Source organism: Sulfitobacter sp. SK012 (assembly GCF_003352085.1).
Classification (GTDB): Bacteria; Pseudomonadota; Alphaproteobacteria; order Rhodobacterales; family Rhodobacteraceae; genus Sulfitobacter.
The window spans coordinates 158,382-182,115 of the sequence record NZ_CP025804.1 but is presented as its reverse complement, the minus strand read 5'-3'; the positions used below and the strand labels follow the sequence as shown (position 1 = coordinate 182,115).

The following is a 23,734-nucleotide window of genomic DNA, read 5'->3' as shown; positions in this document are numbered from 1 at the left end:
TTGAACGTGCTTTGATTTGACCTGCGTTGGCAACAAGTCCAGCGCTGCACACATTGTACAGATATCATGGCGTTAGTTCAGAACACTTCAAGCTGTGCCCCTGACAGTCCGACCAATACCGGGTACACAGCGAATTCGACAGTGGGAAAGGTGACTCAGGTGGATGACATAGAGCTGGTGATATTCGACTGCGATGGAGTGCTCATCGACAGCGAGGGTATTTCGGCGGAAGTGCTGATAACTGCTCTGGCCCAACTTGGTGTTACGGTAAATTTTGACCATTTTTGTACTCGGTTTGTAGGGCGGAGTTTTCCGACGGTCGCCGAAGATATTCAGACTTTGTTTGATGTGCAGCTGCCAAAAAATTTCGAACAAGATTACCGCCGCGAGCTGTTGGATCGGTTCAAAACGGGGCTTGAAGTGACCCCGGGGGTCTTGGGAGTAATTGACCGCCTACGGGTACCGCGTTGCATCGCCACCAGCTCCAGCCCGGAGCGAGTAGCCCGGTCTCTAGAGTTGACGGGGCTTGCCCCGCTTTTCCCCGGCGTCGTCTTTACCGCGTCGCAGGTGGCGCGGGGCAAGCCGGCTCCGGATCTCTTTCAGCTGGCCGCCCGCGACATGGGTGTGGATCCTGCGCATTGTCTGGTCATTGAAGATAGTCTGCCGGGCATTGAGGCCGGTGTTGCGGCGGGCATGCGGGTATTGCGTTATACCGGCGGTGCCCATCTGCGCGACCGCGTCCTGAAGCATGACCAAGAGCTGGGCAGCTTTGACAATTGGGCGGAATTATTCTTACTGCTGCCAGAACTTTTTGATAAGGCGGCGTAGGTAATGGCAGGACAGGGCAAACAAGATCAGACGGCCGGACGGCTGGATGATGCGGCGCGGGCTGGCTGGCTTTACTACGTTGCAGGCAATACCCAAGACGAGATCGCGCGCGCGCTTGGCGTATCGCGGCAGAGTGCGCAGCGGCTGGTGTCGTTGGCGCTTAGCGAGGGATTGATCAAGGTTCAGGTCGACCACCCCATCGCCCACTGCATGGAACTGGGGCAAAGTCTGGCGGAGCGGTTCGGCCTGCATTTTTGCGATGTTGTGCCCAGTGATCCTGAACGGCCAGAGCTGTTGACTGGGATTGCAATTGCCGGCGCTGCGCAGATGACGCGGTATCTGAAATCGAAGGAACCAAAAATTATCGCTCTTGGGACTGGGCGAGCTTTGCGTGCCTGTATTGAGCAGATGCCGTCCATGTCGTGCCCGCAGCACAAGATCGTTTCGCGACTGGGCAACATCAATGCTGACGGATCGGCAACGCCCTATAATGCGGTGATCCGGATGGCCGATAAGACGGGAGCCGCGCATTATCCAATGCCGCTGCCGGTTCAGGCCAACAGCCTTGAAGAACTCAAAGCGCTTCATAGCAATCGACCGGTACGCAAAACGCTTGATTTATGCCGGGCTGCCGATGTGACATTTGTAGGGATCGGGCAAATATCAATTACGGGCCCGATCGTCGTTGACGGCTTTATGCCCGCAAGCGAGGTGGCAGAGTTGGTAGCAGCTGGTTATGTCGGAGAAATCACCAGCTATATTTACAATGTTGATGGCCGCCTGCTGGAAGGTTCCTTTAATGCCCTGGTTGCGTCGGCGCCTTTGGAAATTATTGACGACAGACCGATGATCGGTATCGGGCTTGGTACTGCCAAGGTTGGGGCGACGATTGGTGCTCTGAAAGGGCGACTCATCAATGCTTTGATCACCGATGAAGCGACCGCTGCGCAAATCCTCAGCGAAACAGCGTAAAAAAATTTCCATAAAAACCGGGCAGAACGTCGCCAATCTAAGGGTGCGCGCAAGATTTTGATTGACTCGCAGCTCACGAGAAGCAAACAATTGCCCAACTGCGTGGCATTTGCCCATCGCAGGTCTAGGGAGGACATCATGAATAAGACTATCCGCGCCCTGTTGGGTGCTACAGCAATTTGTACTGTTGCCACTGTTGGTTTCGCCGAAACCCTGACCATTGCAACCGTGAACAACGGTGACATGGTTCGTATGCAGGGTCTGACAGACGACTTTACAGCAAAAACTGGCCACGAAGTTGAGTGGGTTACGCTGGAAGAAAACGTACTGCGCCAGCGCGTGACAACGGACATCACCACCAAAGGTGGCTCGTTCGACATCATGACAATCGGCATGTACGAAACACCCATCTGGGGCAAAAATGGTTGGCTTGTGCCGCTGGACGATATGTCCGCGGAATATAACGCCGACGACATCTTGCCTGCGATGAAAAATGGCCTGTCCTATGACGGCACCATGTTTGCTTCACCTTTCTACGGTGAGAGCTCCATGATCATGTACCGCACGGACTTGATGGAAGCCGCTGGCATGGAAATGCCAAAGGATCCAACATGGGAATTCGTTCGCAAAGCTGCGGCCGCAATGACCGACCGTGACAACGAGATCAACGGTATCTGCCTGCGCGGTAAGGCTGGTTGGGGCGAAGGCGGTGCTTTCATCACAGCGATGTCCAACTCTTTCGGTGCTCGCTGGTTCGACATGGATTGGAACGCACAGTTCGACACAGAGCAGTGGGCCAACACGTTGAACTTCTATAAAGGCATGATGGATGAATCAGGCCCTAATGGTTACCCAACAAACGGTTTCAACGAAAACCTGTCGCTGTTTAACCAAGGCAAATGCGGCATGTGGATCGACGCCACGGTTGCTGCGTCTTTCGTAACAGGTGATGATTCAACTGTTGCCGACAAAGTTGGCTTTGCACTCGCACCTGACACAGGTCTGGGCAAACGCTCCAACTGGTTGTGGGCATGGGCGCTGGCAATTCCTGCCGGTACTCAGAAAGAAGCTGCTGCAAAAGAGTTCATCGAATGGGCGACAGGCACAGCGTATATCGAGCTCGTTGCGGCCAACGAAGGTTGGGCCAACGTTCCTCCAGGCGCACGTATCTCGCTCTATGAGAACCCTGACTATCAGGCCGTTCCTTTCGCTCAGATGACGCTGGATTCAATCCTTTCAGCTGATCCGACCGACTCTACCGTTGAACCAAGCCCGTATGTGGGTATTCAGTTCGCGGCTATCCCTGAGTTTGCCGGTATTGCGACTGAAGTGAGCCAAGAGTTCTCTGCAGCATACGCAGGCCAACAGACCGTTGAAGAAGCCTTGGCAAAAGCCCAGGCGATCACAAACGAAGCTATGGAAGCCGCTGGCTACAAGTAAGCTTTGAGCGCTACCAGAAGGGCGGCGGAACAACTGCCGCCCTTCATTTAAAGATTTAAGACCTTTTCTCTCATAATTTGAAATCTCAGACGGCTAGTCCGTCAACGAGGAAGGTGAATCCAAAATGGCCACCAAATCATCCAGATCCGCCGCCAGATTGATGATGGCGCCCGCTGTAGTCCTACTCTTGGGCTGGATGCTGGTACCTCTCACGATGACGCTTTGGTTTTCGTTCCGCAACTATCTGCCCTTGCGTGGCGGTGATCTGGGATGGGCCGGTTTTGACAATTACACCCGCTTTGTAACCTCAAGCGCGTTCTGGCCCAGCATATCAGCCACGCTGATTATCGTGGGCTCCGTCCTGATTATTACAGTTTGCCTAGGTATCTTGCTGGCGATCTTGTTGGATCAACCGATGTGGGGCCAAGGGATTGTTCGCATCCTTGTGATTGCACCCTTCTTCGTAATGCCCACCGTATCCGCGCTGGTGTGGAAGAACATCTTTATGGATCCGGTGAACGGTCTCTTTGCGCATCTTTGGAAACTTTTTGGGGCCGAGCCGGTATCATGGCTCAGCGAAGCGTCCCTACCGTCGATCATCTTGATCGTGAGCTGGCAATGGTTGCCATTCGCTACACTGATCTTGTTAACCGCTATTCAATCGCTGGACAGTGAACAGCTGGAGGCGTCCGAAATGGACGGTGCGCCGCACCTTAAACGGTTCTGGTTTATCGTCCTGCCACACCTGAGCCGCGCCATCACCATTGTGATCTTGATCCAAACGATCTTCCTGCTGTCGGTTTTTGCAGAGATCTTTGTGACCACGGGTGGTGCATTCGGGACCAAGACGCTCACCTATCTGATCTTCCAGCGAGTGCTGGAAAGCCAGAACGTTGGCCTTGGGTCTGCGGGCGGGGTCTATGCAATCATACTTGCCAATATCGTTGCCATCTTCTTGATGCGCATCGTCGGCAAGAACCTGGACGCCTGAGGGAGGAACAGACATGTCACGCGCAGTCACACCACAACGCAAGGCTCTCAATACCACCATCGCATGGTCCATTGGATTGCTTATCTTTTTCCCGATCCTGTGGACGTTCTTGACCTCGTTCAAGACTGAGGCACAGGCCATTTCAAGCCCGCCGGTGTTCTTGTTCTTTGACTGGACGCTAGAAAACTACACCGTTGTACAAGAACGCTCCAACTACATGCGTTTCTTGTGGAATTCTGTCGTCATCGCGGGGGGATCAACCTTGCTCGGTGTGATCATCGGGGTGCCTGCAGCATGGTCGATGGCTTTCGTGCCCTCCAATCGCACCAAAGACATTCTCCTTTGGATGCTCAGCACCAAGATGCTGCCGGCGGTCGGCGTCCTTTATCCAATGTACTTGATTTTCATCAAGATGGGTTTGCTCGATACCCGCACCGGTCTGGTGATCATTCTGATGCTGATCAACCTGCCGATTATCATCTGGATGCTCTATACCTACTTCAAGGAAATCCCAGGTGAGATCCTCGAAGCGGCACGTATGGACGGGGCCACGCTTAAGTCAGAAATCTTGTATGTTCTGACGCCGATGGCCATTCCGGGCATCGCCTCAACCATGTTGCTGAACTTCATCCTTGCCTGGAACGAAGCGTTCTGGACGTTGAACCTGACGGCGGCCAAGGCGGCACCGTTGACCGCGTTCATCGCCAGCTATTCCAGTCCCGAGGGACTGTTCTACGCGAAACTCAGCGCGGCTTCCACGATGGCCATTGCGCCGATCCTCATCCTTGGCTGGTTTAGCCAGAAACAATTGGTCCGCGGACTTACATTCGGAGCGGTAAAATAATGGGCAATATTACACTCAACCAAATCACCAAGAGCTTTGGCGATACGCAAGTCATTCCACCGCTCGATCTTGAGATCGTCGAAGGCGAGTTCGTGGTTTTCGTAGGCCCGTCAGGCTGCGGTAAATCAACGTTGCTGCGGTTGATTGCGGGGCTTGAGGACGTGACCTCAGGGGAGATCCAAATCAACGGGCGCAATGCAACAGAAGTGCCGCCAGCCAAGCGCGGTCTTGCGATGGTGTTCCAATCCTACGCACTTTATCCGCATATGACGGTCCGCAAGAACATCGCCTTTCCGCTGCGGATGGCGGGTATGGATCAGGCCGAACAAGATGCCAAAGTTGAAGCAGCAGCCAAGGTTCTAAACCTGCATGACTACCTTGATCGGCGTCCCGGTCAGTTGTCAGGCGGCCAGCGCCAACGTGTGGCCATCGGCCGTGCAATCGTACGTGAACCTGCAGCGTTCTTGTTTGACGAACCACTGTCGAACCTTGATGCGGCACTGCGTGTGAACATGCGCCTTGAGATCTCTGAGCTGCACCACGAACTGAAAACTACCATGATCTACGTGACTCACGACCAGGTCGAAGCGATGACCATGGCGGACAAAATTGTGGTTCTGCAAGCCGGTCATATCGAACAAGTTGGTAGCCCAATGGAGCTTTATGAGGCACCCAAGAATACGTTTGTTGCTGGCTTCATCGGTTCGCCAAAAATGAACCTGATGACAGGCCCAGAAGCTGCGAAACACGACGCCACCACCATCGGCGTTCGTCCAGAGCATCTGTCTGTGTCCAAAACCAAAGGCATGTGGAAAGGGCGCGTTGGCGTCGCTGAACATCTCGGATCAGATACCTTCCTTTATGTCCATGACACAGGCGTGATGGACATGATGACCGTGCGGGTAAATGGGGATGTAGCATTGCGCAATGGCGACACGATTTATGTCACGCCGGATCTTGAAAAAATGCACCGGTTTGACGCGGCGGGTCTTCGTATTCAATGAAGCGATTGGATGGAAAACTAGCGCTGATCACGGGGGCTGCGCGGGGCATTGGTTTGGAATTCGCCGCGCGGTATCTTGAAGAAGGCGCGCAGGTTGTGTTGGGGGACATAAATCTAGAGGCCGCCGAAAAGGCCGCTGCAGATTTAGGGACTGGCGCGTTTGCCGCTCATATTGATGTGACAGATCAAGCCAGCATTGAGAATTGCGTGAACGGCGTTGTGGCCGACCATGGCGGGATCGATATCCTGATCAACAACGCCGCCCTATTTGATCTGGCGGGCATTCCCGACATCACCCGCGCGAGCTTTGATAAGCTATTTGCGGTGAACGTTTCCGGCACCCTTTTTACGATGCAGGCAGTTGCGCGCTCGATGATAACGCGAGGCCAAGGCGGTCGGATCATCAACATGGCCTCTCAAGCTGGCCGGCGCGGTGAAGCGCTGGTTGGTGTTTATTGCGCAACCAAAGCAGCGGTGATCAGCTTAACGCAATCAGCAGGGCTGAACCTGATTGAGCACGGCATCAACGTGAATGCGATCGCCCCTGGTGTGGTCGAAGGCGACCATTGGGAACATGTCGACGCATTATTTGCCAAGGCCGAAGGCCTGAAGCCGGGCGAAAAAAAAGCAGCCGTTGGGGCTGCGGTGCCTTTTGGCCGCATGGGACGTGCTGATGATCTAACGGGGATGGCGGTGTTTCTCGCCTCCACAGATGCGGATTACATCGTCGCCCAAACATATAACGTCGATGGCGGGAATTGGATGAGCTGATGACCACACCCCTGACCCTCCAGAGCTTGCCGGACCTCGGCAACAATATCACCACGCCCAACTATGCACGCAGTGATTTGACCGCGGGTATTATGCATGTTGGTGTTGGTAATTTTCACCGTGCGCATCAGGCGGTTTATCTTGATCGGCTATTCTCTCAAGGTCTCGACCATGACTGGGCGATCTTGGGTGCAGGGATCAAAAGCTTTGATGTGATCAAACGCGACCAACTTGCCCCGCAAGACTGGTTGACCACAGTGGTCGAATTGGATCCAGCGAACCTATCAGCGCGGGTGACAGGCGCCATGATCGATTTCCTGCCTGTCGAAGCCGGCGCAATTTCGAGTGCCTTACAGGGCCCGGAGATCCGCATCGTATCGCTGACAGTTACTGAGGGTGGGTACTACGTCGACGCGGCCACCCATGGTTTTGACGCGTCGCATCCTGAAATGGTCGCAGATGCGACCGCCGCTGTGCCGTCATCCGTTTTTGGAATCTTAATCGACGCTCTTGCCGCCCGGCGCGCAGCTGGGATTATGCCCTTTACGATCATGTCTTGTGACAACCTGCCAGAAAATGGCGATGTTGCTCGCCAAACTATTCTTGGGCTTGCGGCGCTGCGCGATGCCGAATTAGCCGCGTGGATTTCAGATAACGTGGCCTTCCCTAACAGCATGGTTGATTGCATCACGCCAATGACCACACCCAAAGAAATCGTACTGGTCGCTGAGAAATTTGGGCTGGCAGATCAAGCTCCGGTTATCTGTGAGCCATTTCGTCAATGGGTGATGGAAGACAACTTTCCCGCCGGACGCCCAGCGCTGGAAAAAGTTGGTGTTGAATTTGTGCAAGACGTCAAACCGCACGAGTTGATGAAACTGCGCATTCTCAATGGGGGCCATGCGGCGATTGCATATGTGTCCCAGTTGTTAGGCTATGAATTTGTACATGACGCGATGAGAGATGCGGATGTATTGGGCTGGTATCGCCATTTGGCAAAGACCGAAATTATCCCGACGCTTACACCAATTGCCGGCGTTTCTTATTCCGACTACCTGGATATGTGCGCGACCCGGTTTGCCAATGAAGCAGTGGCCGACCGGACAGCGCGTCTATGTCAGGACGGATCAAACCGGCAACCAAAATTCATCCTACCGACACTAACGGACGCTCTTGCCACGGGCGGTCCTATGGATGGGTTGGCCTTAGAGGTCGCACTTTGGTGTCGCTATTGCGGAGCATCCGAGTTGAGCTTGGATGATGAGCGTGCGGATCAATTGCGCGCTGCAGCAGAAGCCAGCAAGACCGATCCACAAGCGTTTCTTGAGCAAACAGACATATTTGGAACGCTTGCAGATCAACCGCGTTTCGCGCAAAGTTTTGCAGCGCAGTTGGCTCCGCTTTGGACAGGTTCCATCCGGGACGCGCTGCGCAATTTTGCAGCCGTTGGAGCGAAATCTGAATGATCATATGTTGTGGTGAGGCGGTCGTGGATATGATCCCGGCCCCTACAAAAGCTGGCCCCGAAGGGTTTGTTCCTCACGTGGGTGGTGCGCTTTATAACAGCGCAATTGCATTGGCGCGGCTGGGTCAAAAGGCCGGGCTTTTGACTGGCATGTCGTCGGATATGTTTGGCGTTTTACTGCGCGCGGGGCTTGTCGATAGCGGGGCCGATACGCAGTTTTTGATTGATACGGACCGGCCTAGTACGCTCGCCTTTGTCCATATGGTCGATGGGCATGCGCAATATAGCTTCTTTGATGAAAACAGCGCAGGCGGGCTCATTGCTCCAGATGATCTGCCCTCCATTCCCGATGATGTGACGGGAATGCTCTTTGGTGGGATCAGCCTGTGCAAAGGCCTAGGGGCAGAGACCTATTTGGGGCTGGCCAAGGCACAGGCCGCACACCGGGTCATCATGCTTGATCCCAACATTCGTCCAGCATTTGTCACGGATCGCGGTGCCTATATTGCTCGGCTGGATACGATGATTAGGTTGGCAGATATCGTCAAAATTTCGGATGAGGATTTGCACTGGATCGTGCCGGGTGTTGCGCCACTTGAAGACAAAGCGCGCGCGCTGCTCACGCGAGGCCCCGCTGTTGTACTCCTGAGCCGAGGTGGTGATGGGGCGACAGGTTTCACTGCGCAGTATTCGGTTGATGTGCCCGCGCATAAAGTCACCGTGGCCGATACCGTTGGCGCAGGTGATACGTTCAACGCCGGCGTTCTGAGCCAACTTTCAAACGATGGTTTGCTTGAGAAATCGGCCATTGCTGCATTACCCCAAGAGGCACTTCACGCCGCCATCTCACGCGGGGTTGAAGCCGCAGCGGTCACTGTGTCGAGGGCGGGTTGTAACCCGCCCTACGCCCGCGAGCTGTCCTGAAGTTCTAGCGGAGGCGCGCTTCAGATTCAGCTTCAAACACCATCACGTCATCATCTGAAAAGCTGATCACGACCCCTGCCTCTTTGGTTAGGGTACTGTCATCTTTCATCTCGACCACGATGCGCTCTCCCGTTGGTGTCACAAGGTAGTCGTATGAAACACCGCCCAGATGTTCGCGAATATCGAGGCGCACTTTGCTGTCGCCATTGGCCGCCGTAAGGTTTTGCGGGCGCACACCAACAATTACTTTGGCACCATCACCGGGCAAGGCCACGCTTGTTTCGATCAACCTGTCATCAAGTGCGGGCACTCGGATCTTACGACCTTCCACCACACCGTTCATGAAGTTCATGCTGGGCGATCCGATAAAGCCAGCAACAAACCGGTTGTCGGGGTTACGGTAAAGCTCAAGCGGCGAGCCAACTTGTTCGATGTAGCCTGCGCGCAGCACAACGATTTTGTCAGCAAGGGTCATTGCCTCGACTTGGTCATGCGTAACATAGATCATGGTCGCGCCGATCTCGTCATGCAGCCGCGAGATCTCAACACGCATGTCAACGCGCAACTCAGCATCTAAGTTCGAGAGCGGTTCGTCGAACAGAAATACTTCGGGTCCGCGCACGATGGCCCGGCCAATCGCAACACGTTGGCGTTGACCACCCGAGAGCGCCTTGGGTTTGCGCTTGAGGTAATCCTGCAGTTTGAGGATCGCAGTGGCTTTGCCGACTTTCTCGTCGATCTCGGCCTTGGGCACGCCGTTCATCTTGAGACCAAAGCCCATGTTTTCTTCGACGGTCATGTGCGGATAAAGCGCATAGGTCTGGAATACCATTGCCACCCCCCGATCAGATGCATCGGCCCGCGTCACATCGCGGTCGCCGATCGATATCTGCCCGTCTGTGGTTTCTTCAAGCCCGGCAACCATGCGAAGCAAAGTAGACTTGCCGCATCCCGAAGGTCCAACAAAGACGCAAAATTCGCCTTCGTTGATTTCCAAGTCGATGCCGTGAATGACCTCGACGTCGCCGTATTTTTTGACAACTTGTTTGAGGGTAACGCCGGACATGGGCAAAGCTCCTTTAAAGGGGTTCAGGTCAATAGGTCAGGGTTGAGCGGGGAACTGCCAGTTCTCGGCCGCTTGGCCAATCTGTTTTGCAGCTGCAGTTAAAGCGGGGCGAAAAGCAGTAAGGCTGTCGAGAGATTGACGGGTCGTTGAGGACACAACCGACAGGGCGCCGATCACACGCGAGTGGCTGTTGAGGATCGGGGCCGCGATGCTGATGATGCCAAGCTCGTGCTCTTCGCGATCAAATCCGACACCGTCGCGGAGGATCACATCAAGCTCTGCGGTCAAGGTGTCAATGCGGGTGTGGGACTGAGGCGTATAAGGCAAAAACGCTTGCTGGCGCAGCGCACGGGTGCGGCGCTCTTCGGACATATAAGCCAAGATTACCTTGCCAACGCCTGTGCAGAACGCAGGTGCTACGCGACCGGGCTGGGCCATCGTTTCAAAGTTACTGGTGGTGCGTCGCTTGTCGACAAAGATCACGTGACCCGCATCTATCTGAGCGAGGTGCACGGCCTCGCCTACTTCAAGCGCCAAAGCATCAAGCGTTGGTGCCGCAATAGGAGCAAGTGAACTGCGCTGCCAAGCGCCGTGCGCCAATCGAACCAACCGCAAACCCAGCGTGTAATTTTGCGTATCGGGATCGTAGCTAAGCATCCCTTGATTCGTCAGCGTTTGCAGGAAACGGTACAAGGTCGCCTTGGGATGGGGGCTTGATTCCAGCAATTCAGAAAAGCGCACAGGCCGGCCAATTGCCGCCACACTATCCAGAATATCCAAGGCTTTGCCGACTGTTCCGTCGCCGCCTACAGGCTGGTTCATCTTGTTCCTCCCAGTGACACCAAACGTCTTGTGCGCAGGTTATCGTTGACAAGCTTAGCCACTTGCCGCATCATTTTCAATAGTTGAGATTAAGTTTCATTATTTGAAACCAAATAACAAGGCGCACATAAGCGCTGGACGATCATAGGAACCAAGGGAGGAAACCATGTTCCAACGCACCAAAACCCTCGTAGCCGTGCTGGCCGCGACAACGATGCTGTCGGGCGCTGCTTTTGCAGATGGCCACGCGAAACTATCGGGAGATCTTAAGATCTTCCTCGATACATCAAACCCAGCGCCGCGCGCGACGATGGAAAAGATGATCGCAGACTTCGGCGCAGCAAACCCAGATCTGAACATCGAAACCACTGTCATCGACCGTGAAGCGTACAAGACGCAAATCCGGAACTTCCTGACAGCGGACGCGCCTGATGTGGCGACATGGTACGCCGCCAACCGGATGACACCTTACGTATCGGCTGGCCTCTTCGAGGACATCTCTGATCTGTGGGCCGAGCCTGAGATCGCAGAGAACCTAGCTTCGACAAAAGGTGCGATGACCATCGATGGTAAACAGTGGGGCGTCCCCTACACATACTACCAGTGGGGCATCTATTACCGCAAAGACATCTATGACGAACTCGGTCTTTCAGAGCCTACAAACTTTGATGAGATGAAGTCGAACTGCCAAGTGATCCTCGATTCAGGTCGCAAGTGCTATACCATCGGCTCCAAGTTCCTTTGGACTGCTGGCGGCTGGTTTGACTACCTGAACATGCGGACCCACGGTTTTGATTTCCACATGGAAATGGCCCGCGGCGAGATCGAATGGACAGACGACCGTGTACGCGAGACATTCGCCAACTGGCGCGAGCTGATCGACATGGGTGGCTACATCGACAACCACCAGAACTACAGCTGGCAGGAAGCATTGCCTTTCATGGTCAACGGCGAAGCGGCTAGCTATCTGATGGGTAACTTTGCTGTCGCACCTTTGCGCGAAGCGGGCCTTTCAGATGATCAACTGGACTTCTATCAGTTCCCGTCGATCAACCCGAATGTAGAGCTGGCCGAAGATGCGCCAACAGATACGTTCCACATCCCAGCCAATGCAAAGAACAAAGACAACGCACGTGCGTTCCTGCGGTTTGTGGTGTCAGCTGATGTTCAGACCGAGATCAACAACGGTGCCAACCTTGGCCAGTTGCCTGTGAACGCGAAAGCATCTGTGGATGATGACAAGTTCCTGAAAGAAGGCTTTGCGATGTTGTCTTCCAACAGCCCAGGTGGCGTAGCGCAGTTCTTTGACCGCGATTACTCTGCGGAAATGGCTGCTGAAGCGATGCAGGGTCTGCAAGAGTTCATGGTTATCCCTGACAATCTTGACGAAATCCTTGCGCGTCTCGAAAAGGTCCGCGTTCGGATCAACAAGTAACCTAAAAAAGAGGCTGGGCGTCCCCTTCGGATGCCCGGCCTTTTCGACCAGCGGCTCTGGCATCCGCACTTTGCCCTGCCTACATTCGAGGAGATGCGTCGATGTCAAATGTGGCTACATCTGATACACCCCGCAAACAACGTAGCTGGTACAAACGCAACGAAGTTGCCATCACGCCATGGCTGTTTCTTGCCCCTGCAATTTTCTTCTTTGCGGTCTACGTCATTTGGCCGATCTACCAGTCCATCACAATTTCATTCTATGACTGGGACGGTTTAGGTGAAGCGACTTACATCGGTACGGATAACTACACCGAACTCATGGACGATGACGCCTTTAAGGTGTCCCTATGGAACAATCTCAAATGGTTGTTGTTCTATTTACTGGCGATCCCCGGCGGACTTTTCATCGCAATCTTCCTCAATCAATCCGTACGTGGCATTCGCATCTATAAATCGCTTTTCTTCTTTCCTTTTGTTGTCTCGCAAGTGGTCGTGGGTCTGGTGTTCTCTTGGTTCTATCTCCCTGATGCAGGGCTTTTAAACAGCATCATTGGGATGGTTGGATTAGGGCCGATCAACGTGCTGGGCGATCCGACATGGGCGACCTACGGCATCATCGCCGCCGGCCTTTGGCCGCAGACGGCATATTGCATGATCTTGTATCTGACGGGCTTGAACGCCGTGGATCCCGAACAGATTGAAGCCGCCCGTCTTGATGGCGCCAAAGGGTTGCGCATGCTCTGGTATATAATCATCCCCCAGCTGAAGCCTGCGACGTTTATCGCGTTTGTCGTTACGATTGTTGGGGCGCTGCGTTCATTCGATCTGATCTCGATCATGACGAACGGCGGGCCATTCGGTCAGACACGCGTGTTGTCGTTCTATATGTTTGAAAAAGCACTCAGCGAATATGGTTTCCGAATGGGTTATGGTGCCGCCATTGCCGTTGTTTTGTTCCTGATCATGCTCGTGTTCATCGCCTACTTCTTGTGGTCGATGTGGACTGAAGAGAAAGGGCGCTGATATGTTTCCCACCCCTATTGAAAAAATGGACCGTTCTCATCAGCTGACCTATCAGTCGTTGTTGCCTGTCGCATTGATCCTATGGTTGCTGCCACTGATTGCGGTCGCCGTTTTTTCCGTCAAGCCCGCGTCTGATTTTACCCAAGGCAACTACTGGGGCATGCCAGGCTCGTTCGAGATGGTGAACAATTACAGCCAAGTCTTTTTCAACTCAGACATGCCGCGCTACATGTTAAACTCTGTACTAATTGCGATCCCCACAGTCATAGGGGCGGTGGCGTTGTCTTGCCTAGCTGGGTTCGCTTTGGGAATCTACAACTTCAAATCGAACATTTGGATTTTCTTCATGTTCGTCGCCGGTAACTTTGTACCGTTCCAAATCCTGATGGTCCCGGTCCGAGACCTGACACTTGGCATGGGGCTGTATAATACTAAGACAGGGTTAGTGCTGTTTCACATCGCTTTTCAAACCGGTTTTTGCACCCTGTTCATGCGCAACTTTATTCGAACGCTGCCGGTCGAGTTGATCGAAGCGGCGCGCGTTGAGGGTGTCGCAGAATGGCGCATCTTCTGGTACGTTGTGATCCCACTGATGAAGCCCGCGATTGCTGCCCTGTCAGTGCTAATCTTTACGTTCATTTGGAACGACTACTTCTGGGCCGTTGTCTTGACCCAAGGGCCCGAAAGCCAACCTGTAACTGCGGGGATCACCAGCTTTAACGCGCAATACCGGGCGGCTTACCACCTGATGAGCGCCGGATCCATCGTGGCAGCACTGCCTCCAGTGCTGATGTTCTTTGCGATGCAAAAGCACTTTATTGCTGGCCTGACCTTGGGGGCCGTAAAATGACACAAAGCTGGCGGCTAGATGATGCCCGCCAGACGATTGTGCTGGGGGCCCAAGAAGGACGTTTGGCTGAGGTCGTATATTGGGGACCTCGCCTGTCTGACGACGAAAACCTGACGACACTCGTGCGTGCAGGTAAGATCGATGTGACAGGCGGTATGCTGGACGAAAACCCGGACCTGTCGATTTGTCCCGAGGCAACGCGCAGCTTTCCTGGTCAACCCGGCATGGTGATCCACGATACGACAGGAGCGCCGATTTTGCCGCGCTTTCAATTTGCCAAAGCCGATGAGGCTGAGGGTAGCCTCGTGCTGCATTATACAGACGTTGCCAACGGGCTTCGCTATATCGCGCATTTCGCGTTGGATCCTCAAACGCATATGAATGTTACCAAAGCAGTGTTGGAGGCCGACGCTGCAGTGCACCTGCATTGGCTTGCGGCACCTGTACTCCCCGGCCCCCAACTAAGCGACGAGATCATCGATTTTTCTGGCCGCTGGTGCGGCGAATTTCAGATGAACCGCACTGCATGGAGTGCGGGCATCAGGTCGCGCGAAAACCGAACTGGCCGGACCGGGCATGAACATTTCCCCGGCCTGTTGGTTCCCTGTCGCGGTGCTGGCAATACGCATGGCCATGTATACGGATTTCACTACGGCTGGTCCGGTGGGCACAAGATGATCGCTGAGGAACTACCCGATGGCCGACGCCAAATTCAGTTTGGTCACGCCAGTCAGATAGAACACGCAACGCACAAAAGGTTTGAAACTTCGCCCCTTTATGCAGTGTTTTCTGACAGTGGCATCAACGGCTGCGCAGTCTCATTCCAGCGCCATCTGCGAGATAAGATCGTCAGCTGGCCCGATCCCGCGCGCCCGCGGCCGGTGCATTACAACTCTTGGGAAGCAGTCTATTTCGATCACGACCTGACCGTACTTCAAGACCTTGCCACCCGTGCCTCTGATCTAGGCGCTGAGCGTTTCGTGTTGGATGATGGCTGGTTTGGCAATCGCGACAATGACGAGCAATCTTTGGCAGATTGGGTGGTTGATCCGCGCAAGTATCCGCAAGGGCTGAACCCGTTAATCGCGCATGTAAACGATCTGGGTATGTCCTTTGGCATCTGGTTTGAGCCAGAGATGATCAACCCAGATTCAGAGATTTATCGCGCCCATCCTGACTGGGCGACAGGGGCTGATGATCAGATTTTGGGTCGCCAGCAAAAAGTACTGGATATGGCCAATCCCGAAGTGCGCGATTACCTGTTTGAACGCATTAGTGACGTGCTGCAAAACCACGCGATTGACTATATCAAATGGGACCATAATCGAGTGCTCCCCTTGCCGGATGCGGCTCAAACCCGCGGATCCTATGCGTTACTTGATAAGGTGCGGATGGCCTTCCCTAAAGTTGAGATTGAAAGCTGTGCGTCGGGCGGTGGGCGGATTGACTTTGGCATTCTCAGCCGCACGCACCGTGTCTGGCTTTCTGATAGCAACGACGCGTTGGAGCGTTTGCAAATGCAGCACAACGCGGCGATTTTCCTTCCGATGGTTGTGATCGGCAGTCATGTCGGCCCACGTCAATGTCACACCTCGGGCCGCACGCTTGATTTACATTTTCGCGCTTGGGTCGCCGCACAACGGCATATGGGTTTTGAAATGGACCCGCGCGAGCTATCAAAAGAAGAAACGCGCGTTTTGACCGAGGTCACAACATGGTGGAAACACAACCGCGCTTGGATGGAACGTGCCGATATTCTGCGCCTCGACAGCCCAGATCCGGCGGTTGTCGCGGAACAGCAACAAGCGCAAGATGACAGCCAGTTTGTGGTCTTTGCTGGCAAGGCGCGCACGTCTCCGCAGATTTCGCCGCGGCCCTTGCAACTGACCCGCTTGCAGCCAGACGCAATGTACCGCATCAACCTAATTAACCGGATCGCCGCGCCTAATTTGTCGCGCGGCAATCCCCTGCTAAAGACCAAAGAGATGGACGTCACTGGCGGCTATCTAATGAACCATGGGCTGACCCTGCCCTGGTCTTTTCCAGAGACAATGTGGGTGATTGAAGGAACTCGGCTATGACTGAAAAACCCCGCCGCAATCGCGCTTGGTATGGCAAGAATGACAAGGACGGTTTTATTCACCGCTCGTGGATGAAAAACCAAGGGTTCCCTGATCATGCCTTTGATGGACGTCCCGTGATTGGCATCTGCAACACATGGTCGGAACTCACGCCTTGTAACTCTGGCCTGCGCGATCTGGCCGAAGGCGTAAAACGCGGCGTCTGGGAAGCAGGTGGCTTCCCAGTTGAATTCCCTGTGATGAGCCTCGGTGAAACGCAGATGAAACCGACTGCGATGTTGTTTCGCAATCTGTTGGCGATGGACGTCGAAGAGAGCATTCGTGCCTACGGTATCGACGGCGTTGTCCTGTTGGGCGGGTGTGACAAGACCACGCCCGGTCAGTTGATGGGGGCAGCTTCAGTCGATCTGCCAAGCATCGTGGTGTCTTCCGGGCCGATGCTGAATGGCAAGTGGCAAGGTCAGGATATCGGGTCCGGTACCGACGTTTGGAAATTCTCCGAGGCAGTCCGCGCAGGTGAGATGACCTTGCAGGATTTCATGGCCGCAGAGTCCGGCATGTCGAGAAGCAAAGGTGTTTGCATGACGATGGGCACTGCATCGACCATGGCGTCGATTGTGGAAGCAATGGGGATGTCGCTGCCAACAAATGCCGCCCTACCTGCAGTTGACGCGCGGCGCATGGCGCTGGCCCATGTGACCGGTAAGCGCATTGTTGAGATGGTCGAGGAAGATTTGAAGCCATCGGATATCATGACGCGCGAGAGCTTTGAAAATGCGATCCTTGCGAATGCTGCAGTCGGCGGTTCGACCAATGCAGTTGTGCATTTGCTGGCGTTGGCAGGGCGCGTCGGAATTGATCTAACTCTTAATGATTTCGAAATCGGCAACAACGTACCGCTGCTCGTAAACTGCATGCCGTCGGGCAAATATCTGATGGAAGACTTCTGTTATGCGGGCGGAATGCCGGTCATCCTGTCAGAGTTGGCGCATCTGATGCGGCCTGCAAAAACCGTCTTGGGTGGCGATATCTCTGCCTACGGCAAGGGTGCGGAATGTTGGAACCGCGATGTGATTCATGCATTTGATGCGCCTTTGAAACCCGCCGCCGGTTTGCGTGTCTTGCGTGGTAATTTGGCTCCGCGCGGGGCCATCGTAAAACCCTCTGCTGCTACCGAAGCATTGTTGGAGCATGAAGCCGAGGCGTTTGTTTTTGAAACCATCGAGGATCTAAAAGCCAATATCGACCGTGAAGATTTGCCAGTGACCGCCGACACTATTCTGGTGCTCAAGGGCTGCGGCCCAAAGGGGTATCCCGGCATGCCTGAGGTCGGAAATATGCCAATCCCCGGCAAGCTGGTTAAGCAAGGCGTGCGCGATATGGTGCGGGTTTCCGATGCGCGGATGTCGGGCACTGCTTATGGCACGGTGATCTTGCATGTATCGCCCGAGGCGCAGGACGGCGGCACACTTGCCTTGGTAAAAACAGGAGACCGCATCCGTATTTCGGCAAGTGAAGGTTTGCTGGAGTTGCTGGTGGATGAGGCTGAGCTTGAAGTACGCCGCGCTGCGTGGGAGCCCGACCCACCCCATTACACACGCGGTTACGCAAAGATGTATGTGGATCATGTCTTGCAGGCCGATCAGGGCGCTGACCTTGACTTCTTGGTAGGTAAAGACACCCGCCCGGTCACGCGGGAGAGCCACTGATGGATATGAACTGTAGCTTTTCGGACCTCAAAGGTGCGAGCGTATTTATCACCGGTGGCGGCTCTGGCATTGGTGCGTTTTTGACCGAAGGATTCTTGATGCAAGGGGCAAAGGTCGCCTTTGTCCAACGCTCAGACTCAACTGCATTTTGTGACGAGATGGAAGCCAAGCATGGCAACCGTCCTGTGTTCATTGCTTGCGACATAACTGACATGAACGCGTTGAAAGCGGCCATTGGACAGGCAGCAGAGGCGCACGGCCCGGTCACTGTTCTTGTCAACAATGCTGCCAACGATCAGCGTCACGAAACATTATCGACCACCGAAGAGTTCTGGGATTGGTCACAGGCGATCAACCTCAAGGCCTATTTCTTTGCCTGTCAGGCTGTGATCGATGACATGCGTCAAAGCGGTGGTGGCGCTATCATCAACTTTTCCTCGGTCAGCTATATGATGGGGAACGCCGGCTATCCGTCTTACACGACAGCCAATGCCGGGATCACTGGCATGACACGTTCGCTTGCGCGCGAGTTTGGACCAGACCGCATCCGGGTGAACGCTTTGGCACCGGGATGGGTGTTGACGGATAGGCAAAAGGAAAAATGGGCGACGCCTGAGGGACTCACTGCACATTTGGAGCGGCAGTGCCTCAAGGACATGCTCAGCCCAGAAGACATCGTCGGAACAACTCTCTTTATGGCATCTTCGGCCAGCAAGATGATGACGGGTCAGGTCATGGTCGTTGACGGCGGTGTGGTGACCACCGGATGAGTGCTGAATGGATTGCCGTTGATTGGGGCACCACCCATCTACGTGCCTGGATTTTTGAGGGTGAGAACACGCCAGCGCATAGCTTGTCCTCAACAGATGGCATGGGTTCGCTGGATCACGATGGATTTGAACCAGCGCTCTTGAAGCTGATCAGCCCGCATTTGGGTGATGCGCCAACGCCCGTGATCTGCTGTGGCATGGTCGGTGCCCGGCAAGGATGGATCGAGGCTCCTTATGCAAAGGTCCCCGGCTCGCCCCCCAATGCACGCGGCGCAGCCCGTCTTGTGGCGCAAGATCCGCGGCTTGATGTTCGCATTCTTCCTGGCATGTCGCAGGCCAAGCCCGCTGATGTCATGCGCGGTGAAGAAACCCAAATCGCAGGTTACCTTGCAGCGCACCCTAACTTCGATGGTGTACTTTGCTTGCCTGGCACCCATTCAAAATGGGCACATATCAGCGCGGGCGAAGTTGTGAGCTTTCGCACTTTTATGACCGGCGAGATGTTTGCGCTTTTGTCGAAAAACTCCGTTCTGCGGCATGGGATGGCGGGCGACGGTTGGGACGATGCCGCATTCAGTGCGGCTGTCGATGATATGATCTCGCGGCCCCAATCGCTGGGGTCTGATCTCTTCTCACTGCGCGCTGAGGGTTTGTTGAATGGGTTGTCCTCAGATTCAGCTCGAGCGCGCCTGTCAGGGTTGCTGATCGGCTTGGAGCTGGCCGCTGCTCGCCCCTATTGGCTGGGGCAAGCTGTGGCTTTGATCGGGAATGACACGCTCGCCAGTCGCTATGCCGCCGCCCTTGCAGGCCAAGGTGTGGTCGCCCAAATGTTGGACGCTGACGCGATGACCCTTGCGGGCCTATGCAGCGCCCATAAGACACTCAAGGAGATATAACTGATGAGCCGCCCTCTGATTGCAATCCTGCGGGGTATCACCCCAGACGAAGTCGAAAATATCGGAGCCGAACTGGTTTCCTGCGGTATCACCCGGATTGAAGTGCCGCTAAATTCACCGGACGCTGTTACCTCAATTGGCCGGCTTGCGCAGAGGCTCAAGGGACAGGCGCTGGTTGGTGCAGGTACTGTGTTAAGCGTTGAACAGGTGGCCGCGGTCGCAGCTGCCGGTGGTGCGTTGATTGTATCGCCAGATTGCAATCCAGAGATTATTGCTGCGACCAAGGCCGCAGGCATGCAATCTTTTCCCGGCGTAATGACCCCAACGGAGGCGTTTACCGCCCTGCGCCACGGCGCAGATGGGTTGAAGTTTTTCCCTGGCAATTTGATCGGCCCGGCTGGGCTTCAGGCGCTCAAAGCAGTGCTTCCGCCCGAGGTCGAAACCTATGCTGTAGGTGGCGCGGCACCTGATACGTTCCAAAAGTGGATCGACGCGGGGGCCACAGGCTTTGGCATCGGCAGTGGGCTTTATAAGCCGGGATTTTCCGTCGAAGAAGTCAGTCGCCGTGCAGGCGCTATCGTTGCGGCTTATGACGCCCTTACAGGCACAGCATGACAGCTACGATCTTTAATTCCACGCCGTGCAAACTTGGGGAAGGGCCACTGTGGCATCCCTTGCGAAATGAGCTCTTTTGGTTCGATATTTTGGGTAAACGGCTGCACAGCAATGAAAAGGTTTGGCAGTTCAACGAGCATGTTTCCGCAGCAGGTTGGCTGGATAAAGACACGCTATTAATCGCGTCAGAAAGCAAGTTGTTTCAGTTTGATCTGGAAACCGCCGTGCAAACCGTCGTGAGTCCGTTTGAAGCAGATAAGCCCGGAAATCGATCCAACGATGGGCGCGCAGATCCTTTTGGGGGTTTCTGGGTTGGGACGATGGGAAAAAATTCTGAAGCAGGGGCTGGAGCTATTTACCGTTGGTACGGTGGCACGCTTGAGCAGATGTTTGATGGGATTACGATTTCAAACTCTATCTGCTTTGCGCCAGATCGCAGCACTGCGTATTTCAGCGATACGGTCACGCGCCAGATCATGCGCCAAAGCTTAGATAGCGAAGGCTGGCCCAAAGAACGTCCTGAAGTTCTAATTGATCTAAACGACGAAGAGCTAAATCCCGACGGCGCTGTCGTTGATACAAAGGGGTGTCTTTGGGTCGCACAATGGGGTGCTGCGCGCGTTGCACAATACGCGCCAGACGGAACATTTATGAGCAGTATTGCAGTGCCCGGAAAACAAGCCAGCTGTCCTGCGTTTGGCGGTAAGGATCTGCGTACGCTTTATGTTACCACTGCTGCCATTGGATTGAATGGACCGGCCGAAGGACTGACCTACAGCCAAGAGGTTCCCTCCATTGGACAGGCCGAACACAGGGTCACGATATGAGCACACTAAAGCGCAGCCTTGGCACTTGTTATTATCCTGAGCACTGGCCCCGCGAAATCTGGGAAGACGACGCCGCGCGGATGGTCGCAGCCGGCCTGACATGGGTGCGGATTGGCGAGTTCGCGTGGTCGCGGCTGGAACCTCGCGCTGGGGACTACCAGTTTGAATGGCTAGACGACGCAATTGCCGTGTTGGGCAATGCGGGTTTGAAGGTTGTTCTTGGTACGCCCACCGCGACCCCGCCGCGCTGGGTCTTGGACAAGCACCCCGATATGCTCGCCGTCGATGCCCAAGGGAACCAGCGTGGCTTCGGCTCACGCCGGCATTACTGCTTTAGCCACTCCGGTTTTCGCGATGAAGCAGCGCAGATTGTTGGCAAATTGGCAAAGAGATATGGCAACAACCCCCACGTAGCAGCATGGCAAACAGACAATGAATACAGCTGCCATGACACCACTCTGTCGTATAGCGATGCTTCTCGTGAGGCCTTTCAAGGTTGGCTTCGCGCGCGCTATCCGGGGCAAGGAAATAACGGTGATATCGATGCGTTGAACACGGCGTGGGGTAACGTGTTTTGGGCAATGGATTACGATGATTTCGGCCAAATCGGCCTCCCCAACCTCACCGTTACAGAGCCTAATCCAGCACATGCCTTGGCCTTTCGGCAATTTAGCTCTGATCAAGTCGTAGCATTCAATCGGATGCAGGTTGATATCATTCGCGACCATTCTGACATGCCGATCACCCATAACTACATGGGCCGAACCACTGATTTTGATCACTTCGCCGTTGGAGCAGACCTCGATTTCGCCAGTTGGGACAGCTACCCGCTTGGCTTTTTGGAAGACCGAGTAGGCGCATCGCCTGAGCAGCAAAAGAAATACGCGCGCCAAGGTGATCCAGATTTTCAAGCCTTTCATCATGACCTGTACCGCGCCGTTGGGCATGGACGTTGGTGGGTCATTGAGCAGCAACCCGGCCCGGTCAATTGGGCACCCTATAATCCAGCGCCATTGCCCGGCATGGTGCGTCTATGGACTTGGGAAGCCTTTGCGCATGGGGCAGAGGCCGTTTGCTATTTCCGCTGGCGCCAAGCCCCCTTTGCTCAAGAGCAGTTGCACGCCGGGCTATTGCGACCTGACAGCGCAGACGCCCCTGCACTTGCCGAAGCCCGGCAGGTTGCAGATGAGATTGCAGATGCGCCCGATGTCGCACCCGGGCAAGCTCCCGTTGCGTTGATCTTTGACTACCGTGCGGATTTTGCTTGGACGGTACAGCCTCACGGTGAGGGGCTCAGCTATTTTGGGCTAACCTTTGATTTCTACCGAGCGCTGCGCAGCCTTGGCCTTTCGGTTGATATTCTGCCTGCGGAAACGACCGATTTTAGCGGCTACAAACTGGTGCTTGCCCCCGGTCTGATGGAAATGAGCAGCGGATTGAAAAACGCGTTGGCGGCCAGCGATGCTGCTTGTGTTCTTGGCCCACGCAGTGGAGCGCGAGGGCCCGATATGCTCATTCCAGTCCCGCTGCCGCCAGCCATTTCCGGTTTGGATGTGACAGTCTCATTCGTTGAAAGCCTGCGGCCAGACAGCCCGATATCACTGCAGAACGGTGGTAATTTCATCGGCTACCGGGAACATATTGAGGGCAATGCTGAGGTGATAGAACAGGACGAAAATGGCGCGCCTGCTCTCATGCGCGAAGGGAATTTGCACTACCTTGCAGGCTGGCCTGATCACGCGGCGGCGCGGCGTATATTCGGCGCGCTCTGCACGCAAGCTGGCCTCAAGATTCATGATTTGCCGTCGGGTGTGCGTTGTCGTGACACTGGCTCAGAGCGGTTTTGGTTCAACTATGATACAACGTCTCACAAGATTGGAGGCGTAACATTGCCACCCATCTCGGTCCTACGCGAAACCCTCTAAATCGTTCCAAGCAGAATACAAACCACAACCGCATGGTGACTTTGAGCAGCCTGTTGAGGCGATAGACTCAGGGCCGTCTAACTTATCCCTGCGAGAACGGCGCGAAGACCGGAAAGCAGGACGAAGCCGCCGTTGGATTGGGCCAACGACCCCAATAATCCGGTACCAGAACCTCACTCACTCTTTTCGAAGTGATTCAGCACCCAAGACTGTCAAAAAATGCTGCTTCCGGGTCGTATAGCCGAAAGTAGGTGAACCAATCCTGCCATTCTTCCGTCTGTATCCAATTGCTTTTCATGCCTTCGGGAGCCTCTGGGCCGATGTAGAGCGTAGTGGTTCCGTCCGAATTCGTGACAATCTCGTTGGATGAATTGACTCCCGCGTTGCGTTGCGAGTTCTGGATAATTGTCCGCTTGTGACTATTGTAAACCGTAAGTGCCCAGAATTGACTGGCGGGCACATCAGCAGGGACTTT

General features: G+C 54.7%; 22 protein-coding genes. 19 read left to right on the top strand and 3 right to left on the bottom strand.

All coding sequences use genetic code 11. The features are described from left to right. Nucleotides 1-159 precede the first annotated feature (159 nt). The 9 genes from C1J03_RS00870 to C1J03_RS00830 all read left to right on the top strand — a co-directional run bounded on the left by C1J03_RS00870 (nt 160) and on the right by C1J03_RS00830 (nt 9,238). Nucleotides 160-828: an HAD family hydrolase gene (locus tag C1J03_RS00870; RefSeq protein WP_254694147.1), complete on the top strand. Its 669-nt coding sequence runs from the start codon at nt 160-162 to the stop codon at nt 826-828. Nucleotides 829-831: 3 nt separating this feature from the next. Next, nucleotides 832-1,800 (top strand): sugar-binding transcriptional regulator, encoded by a 969-nt coding sequence (locus C1J03_RS00865; RefSeq protein WP_114882771.1) that lies wholly within the window; start codon nt 832-834, stop codon nt 1,798-1,800. A gap of 138 nt (nt 1,801-1,938) precedes the next feature. After that, nucleotides 1,939-3,240 carry an ABC transporter substrate-binding protein gene (locus C1J03_RS00860; protein WP_114882768.1) on the top strand — a complete coding sequence of 434 codons (1,302 nt, stop codon included), beginning with the start codon at nt 1,939-1,941 and terminating at the stop codon, nt 3,238-3,240. Nucleotides 3,241-3,364: 124 nt separating this feature from the next. Continuing rightward, the gene (locus tag C1J03_RS00855; RefSeq protein ID WP_114882766.1) at nt 3,365-4,231 is read left to right on the top strand and encodes a carbohydrate ABC transporter permease; all 867 of its coding nucleotides are present in this window, start codon (nt 3,365-3,367) and stop codon (nt 4,229-4,231) included. Nucleotides 4,232-4,244: 13 nt separating this feature from the next. Beyond that, entirely contained in the window at nt 4,245-5,075 is an 831-nt protein-coding gene (locus tag C1J03_RS00850) for a carbohydrate ABC transporter permease (protein ID WP_114882764.1), read from the top strand. Beyond that, entirely contained in the window at nt 5,075-6,079 is a 1,005-nt protein-coding gene (locus tag C1J03_RS00845; protein ID WP_114882762.1) for an ABC transporter ATP-binding protein, read from the top strand. The genes C1J03_RS00850 and C1J03_RS00845 overlap by 1 nt, the downstream gene beginning before the upstream one ends. Further along, nucleotides 6,076-6,849, top strand: a complete 774-nt coding sequence (locus C1J03_RS00840) for an L-iditol 2-dehydrogenase (protein ID WP_114882760.1) — start codon at nt 6,076-6,078, stop codon at nt 6,847-6,849. The genes C1J03_RS00845 and C1J03_RS00840 overlap by 4 nt, the downstream gene beginning before the upstream one ends. Beyond that, nucleotides 6,849-8,315, top strand: coding sequence for a mannitol dehydrogenase family protein (locus tag C1J03_RS00835; RefSeq protein ID WP_114882758.1), 1,467 nt, complete (start codon nt 6,849-6,851; stop codon nt 8,313-8,315). Before C1J03_RS00840 ends, C1J03_RS00835 begins: the two co-directional genes overlap by 1 nt. Next, nucleotides 8,312-9,238, top strand: a complete 927-nt coding sequence (locus C1J03_RS00830; RefSeq protein ID WP_114882756.1) for a carbohydrate kinase family protein — start codon at nt 8,312-8,314, stop codon at nt 9,236-9,238. The genes C1J03_RS00835 and C1J03_RS00830 overlap by 4 nt, the downstream gene beginning before the upstream one ends. A 4-nt stretch (nt 9,239-9,242) precedes the next feature. Here C1J03_RS00830 and C1J03_RS00825 read toward each other — a convergent pair whose 3' ends face one another. Further along, on the bottom strand, nt 9,243-10,304 hold the full coding sequence (locus tag C1J03_RS00825) for an ABC transporter ATP-binding protein (RefSeq protein ID WP_114882753.1): 1,062 nt from the start codon (nt 10,302-10,304) through the stop codon (nt 9,243-9,245). 36 nt (nt 10,305-10,340) lie between these two features. Then, on the bottom strand, nt 10,341-11,126 hold the full coding sequence (locus C1J03_RS00820; protein ID WP_114882750.1) for an IclR family transcriptional regulator: 786 nt from the start codon (nt 11,124-11,126) through the stop codon (nt 10,341-10,343). 166 nt (nt 11,127-11,292) lie between these two features. Here C1J03_RS00820 and C1J03_RS00815 point away from each other — a divergent pair, with 166 nt between their 5' ends. From C1J03_RS00815 to C1J03_RS00770, 10 genes are all read left to right on the top strand, one after another. Continuing rightward, nucleotides 11,293-12,561: an ABC transporter substrate-binding protein gene (locus C1J03_RS00815; RefSeq protein WP_174234427.1), complete on the top strand. Its 1,269-nt coding sequence runs from the start codon at nt 11,293-11,295 to the stop codon at nt 12,559-12,561. Nucleotides 12,562-12,662: 101 nt separating this feature from the next. Further along, entirely contained in the window at nt 12,663-13,586 is a 924-nt protein-coding gene (locus tag C1J03_RS00810) for a carbohydrate ABC transporter permease (RefSeq protein WP_114882747.1), read from the top strand. Between the two features lies 1 nt (nt 13,587). After that, entirely contained in the window at nt 13,588-14,436 is an 849-nt protein-coding gene (locus tag C1J03_RS00805) for a carbohydrate ABC transporter permease (RefSeq protein ID WP_114882745.1), read from the top strand. Next, nucleotides 14,433-16,517 carry an alpha-galactosidase gene (locus C1J03_RS00800; RefSeq protein WP_114882743.1) on the top strand — a complete coding sequence of 695 codons (2,085 nt, stop codon included), beginning with the start codon at nt 14,433-14,435 and terminating at the stop codon, nt 16,515-16,517. The genes C1J03_RS00805 and C1J03_RS00800 overlap by 4 nt, the downstream gene beginning before the upstream one ends. After that, on the top strand, nt 16,514-18,226 hold the full coding sequence (locus C1J03_RS00795) for an IlvD/Edd family dehydratase (RefSeq protein WP_114882741.1): 1,713 nt from the start codon (nt 16,514-16,516) through the stop codon (nt 18,224-18,226). Before C1J03_RS00800 ends, C1J03_RS00795 begins: the two co-directional genes overlap by 4 nt. After that, nucleotides 18,226-18,996 (top strand): SDR family NAD(P)-dependent oxidoreductase, encoded by a 771-nt coding sequence (locus C1J03_RS00790; protein WP_162798421.1) that lies wholly within the window; start codon nt 18,226-18,228, stop codon nt 18,994-18,996. Before C1J03_RS00795 ends, C1J03_RS00790 begins: the two co-directional genes overlap by 1 nt. After that, nucleotides 18,993-19,892, top strand: a complete 900-nt coding sequence (locus C1J03_RS00785) for a 2-dehydro-3-deoxygalactonokinase (protein ID WP_114882739.1) — start codon at nt 18,993-18,995, stop codon at nt 19,890-19,892. Before C1J03_RS00790 ends, C1J03_RS00785 begins: the two co-directional genes overlap by 4 nt. 3 nt (nt 19,893-19,895) lie before the next feature. Then, nucleotides 19,896-20,507 carry a 2-dehydro-3-deoxy-6-phosphogalactonate aldolase gene (locus C1J03_RS00780; protein ID WP_114882737.1) on the top strand — a complete coding sequence of 204 codons (612 nt, stop codon included), beginning with the start codon at nt 19,896-19,898 and terminating at the stop codon, nt 20,505-20,507. Continuing rightward, entirely contained in the window at nt 20,504-21,334 is an 831-nt protein-coding gene (locus tag C1J03_RS00775; protein WP_114882735.1) for an SMP-30/gluconolactonase/LRE family protein, read from the top strand. Before C1J03_RS00780 ends, C1J03_RS00775 begins: the two co-directional genes overlap by 4 nt. Beyond that, complete coding sequence (locus C1J03_RS00770) at nt 21,331-23,259, top strand: beta-galactosidase (RefSeq protein ID WP_114882733.1); 1,929 nt, start codon at nt 21,331-21,333, stop codon at nt 23,257-23,259. Before C1J03_RS00775 ends, C1J03_RS00770 begins: the two co-directional genes overlap by 4 nt. 196 nt (nt 23,260-23,455) lie before the next feature. Here the strand turns inward: C1J03_RS00770 and C1J03_RS26020 are convergent, their stop codons facing one another. Continuing rightward, nucleotides 23,456-23,719, bottom strand: a complete 264-nt coding sequence (locus tag C1J03_RS26020; RefSeq protein ID WP_114882731.1) for a DUF1214 domain-containing protein — start codon at nt 23,717-23,719, stop codon at nt 23,456-23,458. Nucleotides 23,720-23,734 lie beyond the last annotated feature (15 nt).

Bases quoted from the DNA above. Each gene is read 5' to 3' on its own strand.
- C1J03_RS00800 (WP_114882743.1), top strand. From the start codon at position 14,433: ATGACACAAAGCTGGCGGCTAGATGATGCCCGCCAGACGATTGTGCTG.
- C1J03_RS00795 (WP_114882741.1), top strand. From the start codon at position 16,514: ATGACTGAAAAACCCCGCCGCAATCGCGCTTGGTATGGCAAGAATGAC.
- C1J03_RS00855 (WP_114882766.1), top strand. From the start codon at position 3,365: ATGGCCACCAAATCATCCAGATCCGCCGCCAGATTGATGATGGCGCCC.
- C1J03_RS00850 (WP_114882764.1), top strand. From the start codon at position 4,245: ATGTCACGCGCAGTCACACCACAACGCAAGGCTCTCAATACCACCATC.
- C1J03_RS00830 (WP_114882756.1), top strand. From the start codon at position 8,312: ATGATCATATGTTGTGGTGAGGCGGTCGTGGATATGATCCCGGCCCCT.
- C1J03_RS00820 (WP_114882750.1), bottom strand. From the start codon at position 11,126: ATGAACCAGCCTGTAGGCGGCGACGGAACAGTCGGCAAAGCCTTGGAT.
- C1J03_RS00790 (WP_162798421.1), top strand. From the start codon at position 18,226: ATGGATATGAACTGTAGCTTTTCGGACCTCAAAGGTGCGAGCGTATTT.
- C1J03_RS00840 (WP_114882760.1), top strand. From the start codon at position 6,076: ATGAAGCGATTGGATGGAAAACTAGCGCTGATCACGGGGGCTGCGCGG.
- C1J03_RS00810 (WP_114882747.1), top strand. From the start codon at position 12,663: ATGTCAAATGTGGCTACATCTGATACACCCCGCAAACAACGTAGCTGG.
- C1J03_RS00780 (WP_114882737.1), top strand. From the start codon at position 19,896: ATGAGCCGCCCTCTGATTGCAATCCTGCGGGGTATCACCCCAGACGAA.
- C1J03_RS00775 (WP_114882735.1), top strand. From the start codon at position 20,504: ATGACAGCTACGATCTTTAATTCCACGCCGTGCAAACTTGGGGAAGGG.
- C1J03_RS00805 (WP_114882745.1), top strand. From the start codon at position 13,588: ATGTTTCCCACCCCTATTGAAAAAATGGACCGTTCTCATCAGCTGACC.
- C1J03_RS00825 (WP_114882753.1), bottom strand. From the start codon at position 10,304: ATGTCCGGCGTTACCCTCAAACAAGTTGTCAAAAAATACGGCGACGTC.
- C1J03_RS00860 (WP_114882768.1), top strand. From the start codon at position 1,939: ATGAATAAGACTATCCGCGCCCTGTTGGGTGCTACAGCAATTTGTACT.
- C1J03_RS00835 (WP_114882758.1), top strand. From the start codon at position 6,849: ATGACCACACCCCTGACCCTCCAGAGCTTGCCGGACCTCGGCAACAAT.
- C1J03_RS00845 (WP_114882762.1), top strand. From the start codon at position 5,075: ATGGGCAATATTACACTCAACCAAATCACCAAGAGCTTTGGCGATACG.
- C1J03_RS00865 (WP_114882771.1), top strand. From the start codon at position 832: ATGGCAGGACAGGGCAAACAAGATCAGACGGCCGGACGGCTGGATGAT.
- C1J03_RS00785 (WP_114882739.1), top strand. From the start codon at position 18,993: ATGAGTGCTGAATGGATTGCCGTTGATTGGGGCACCACCCATCTACGT.
- C1J03_RS00770 (WP_114882733.1), top strand. From the start codon at position 21,331: ATGAGCACACTAAAGCGCAGCCTTGGCACTTGTTATTATCCTGAGCAC.
- C1J03_RS00815 (WP_174234427.1), top strand. From the start codon at position 11,293: ATGTTCCAACGCACCAAAACCCTCGTAGCCGTGCTGGCCGCGACAACG.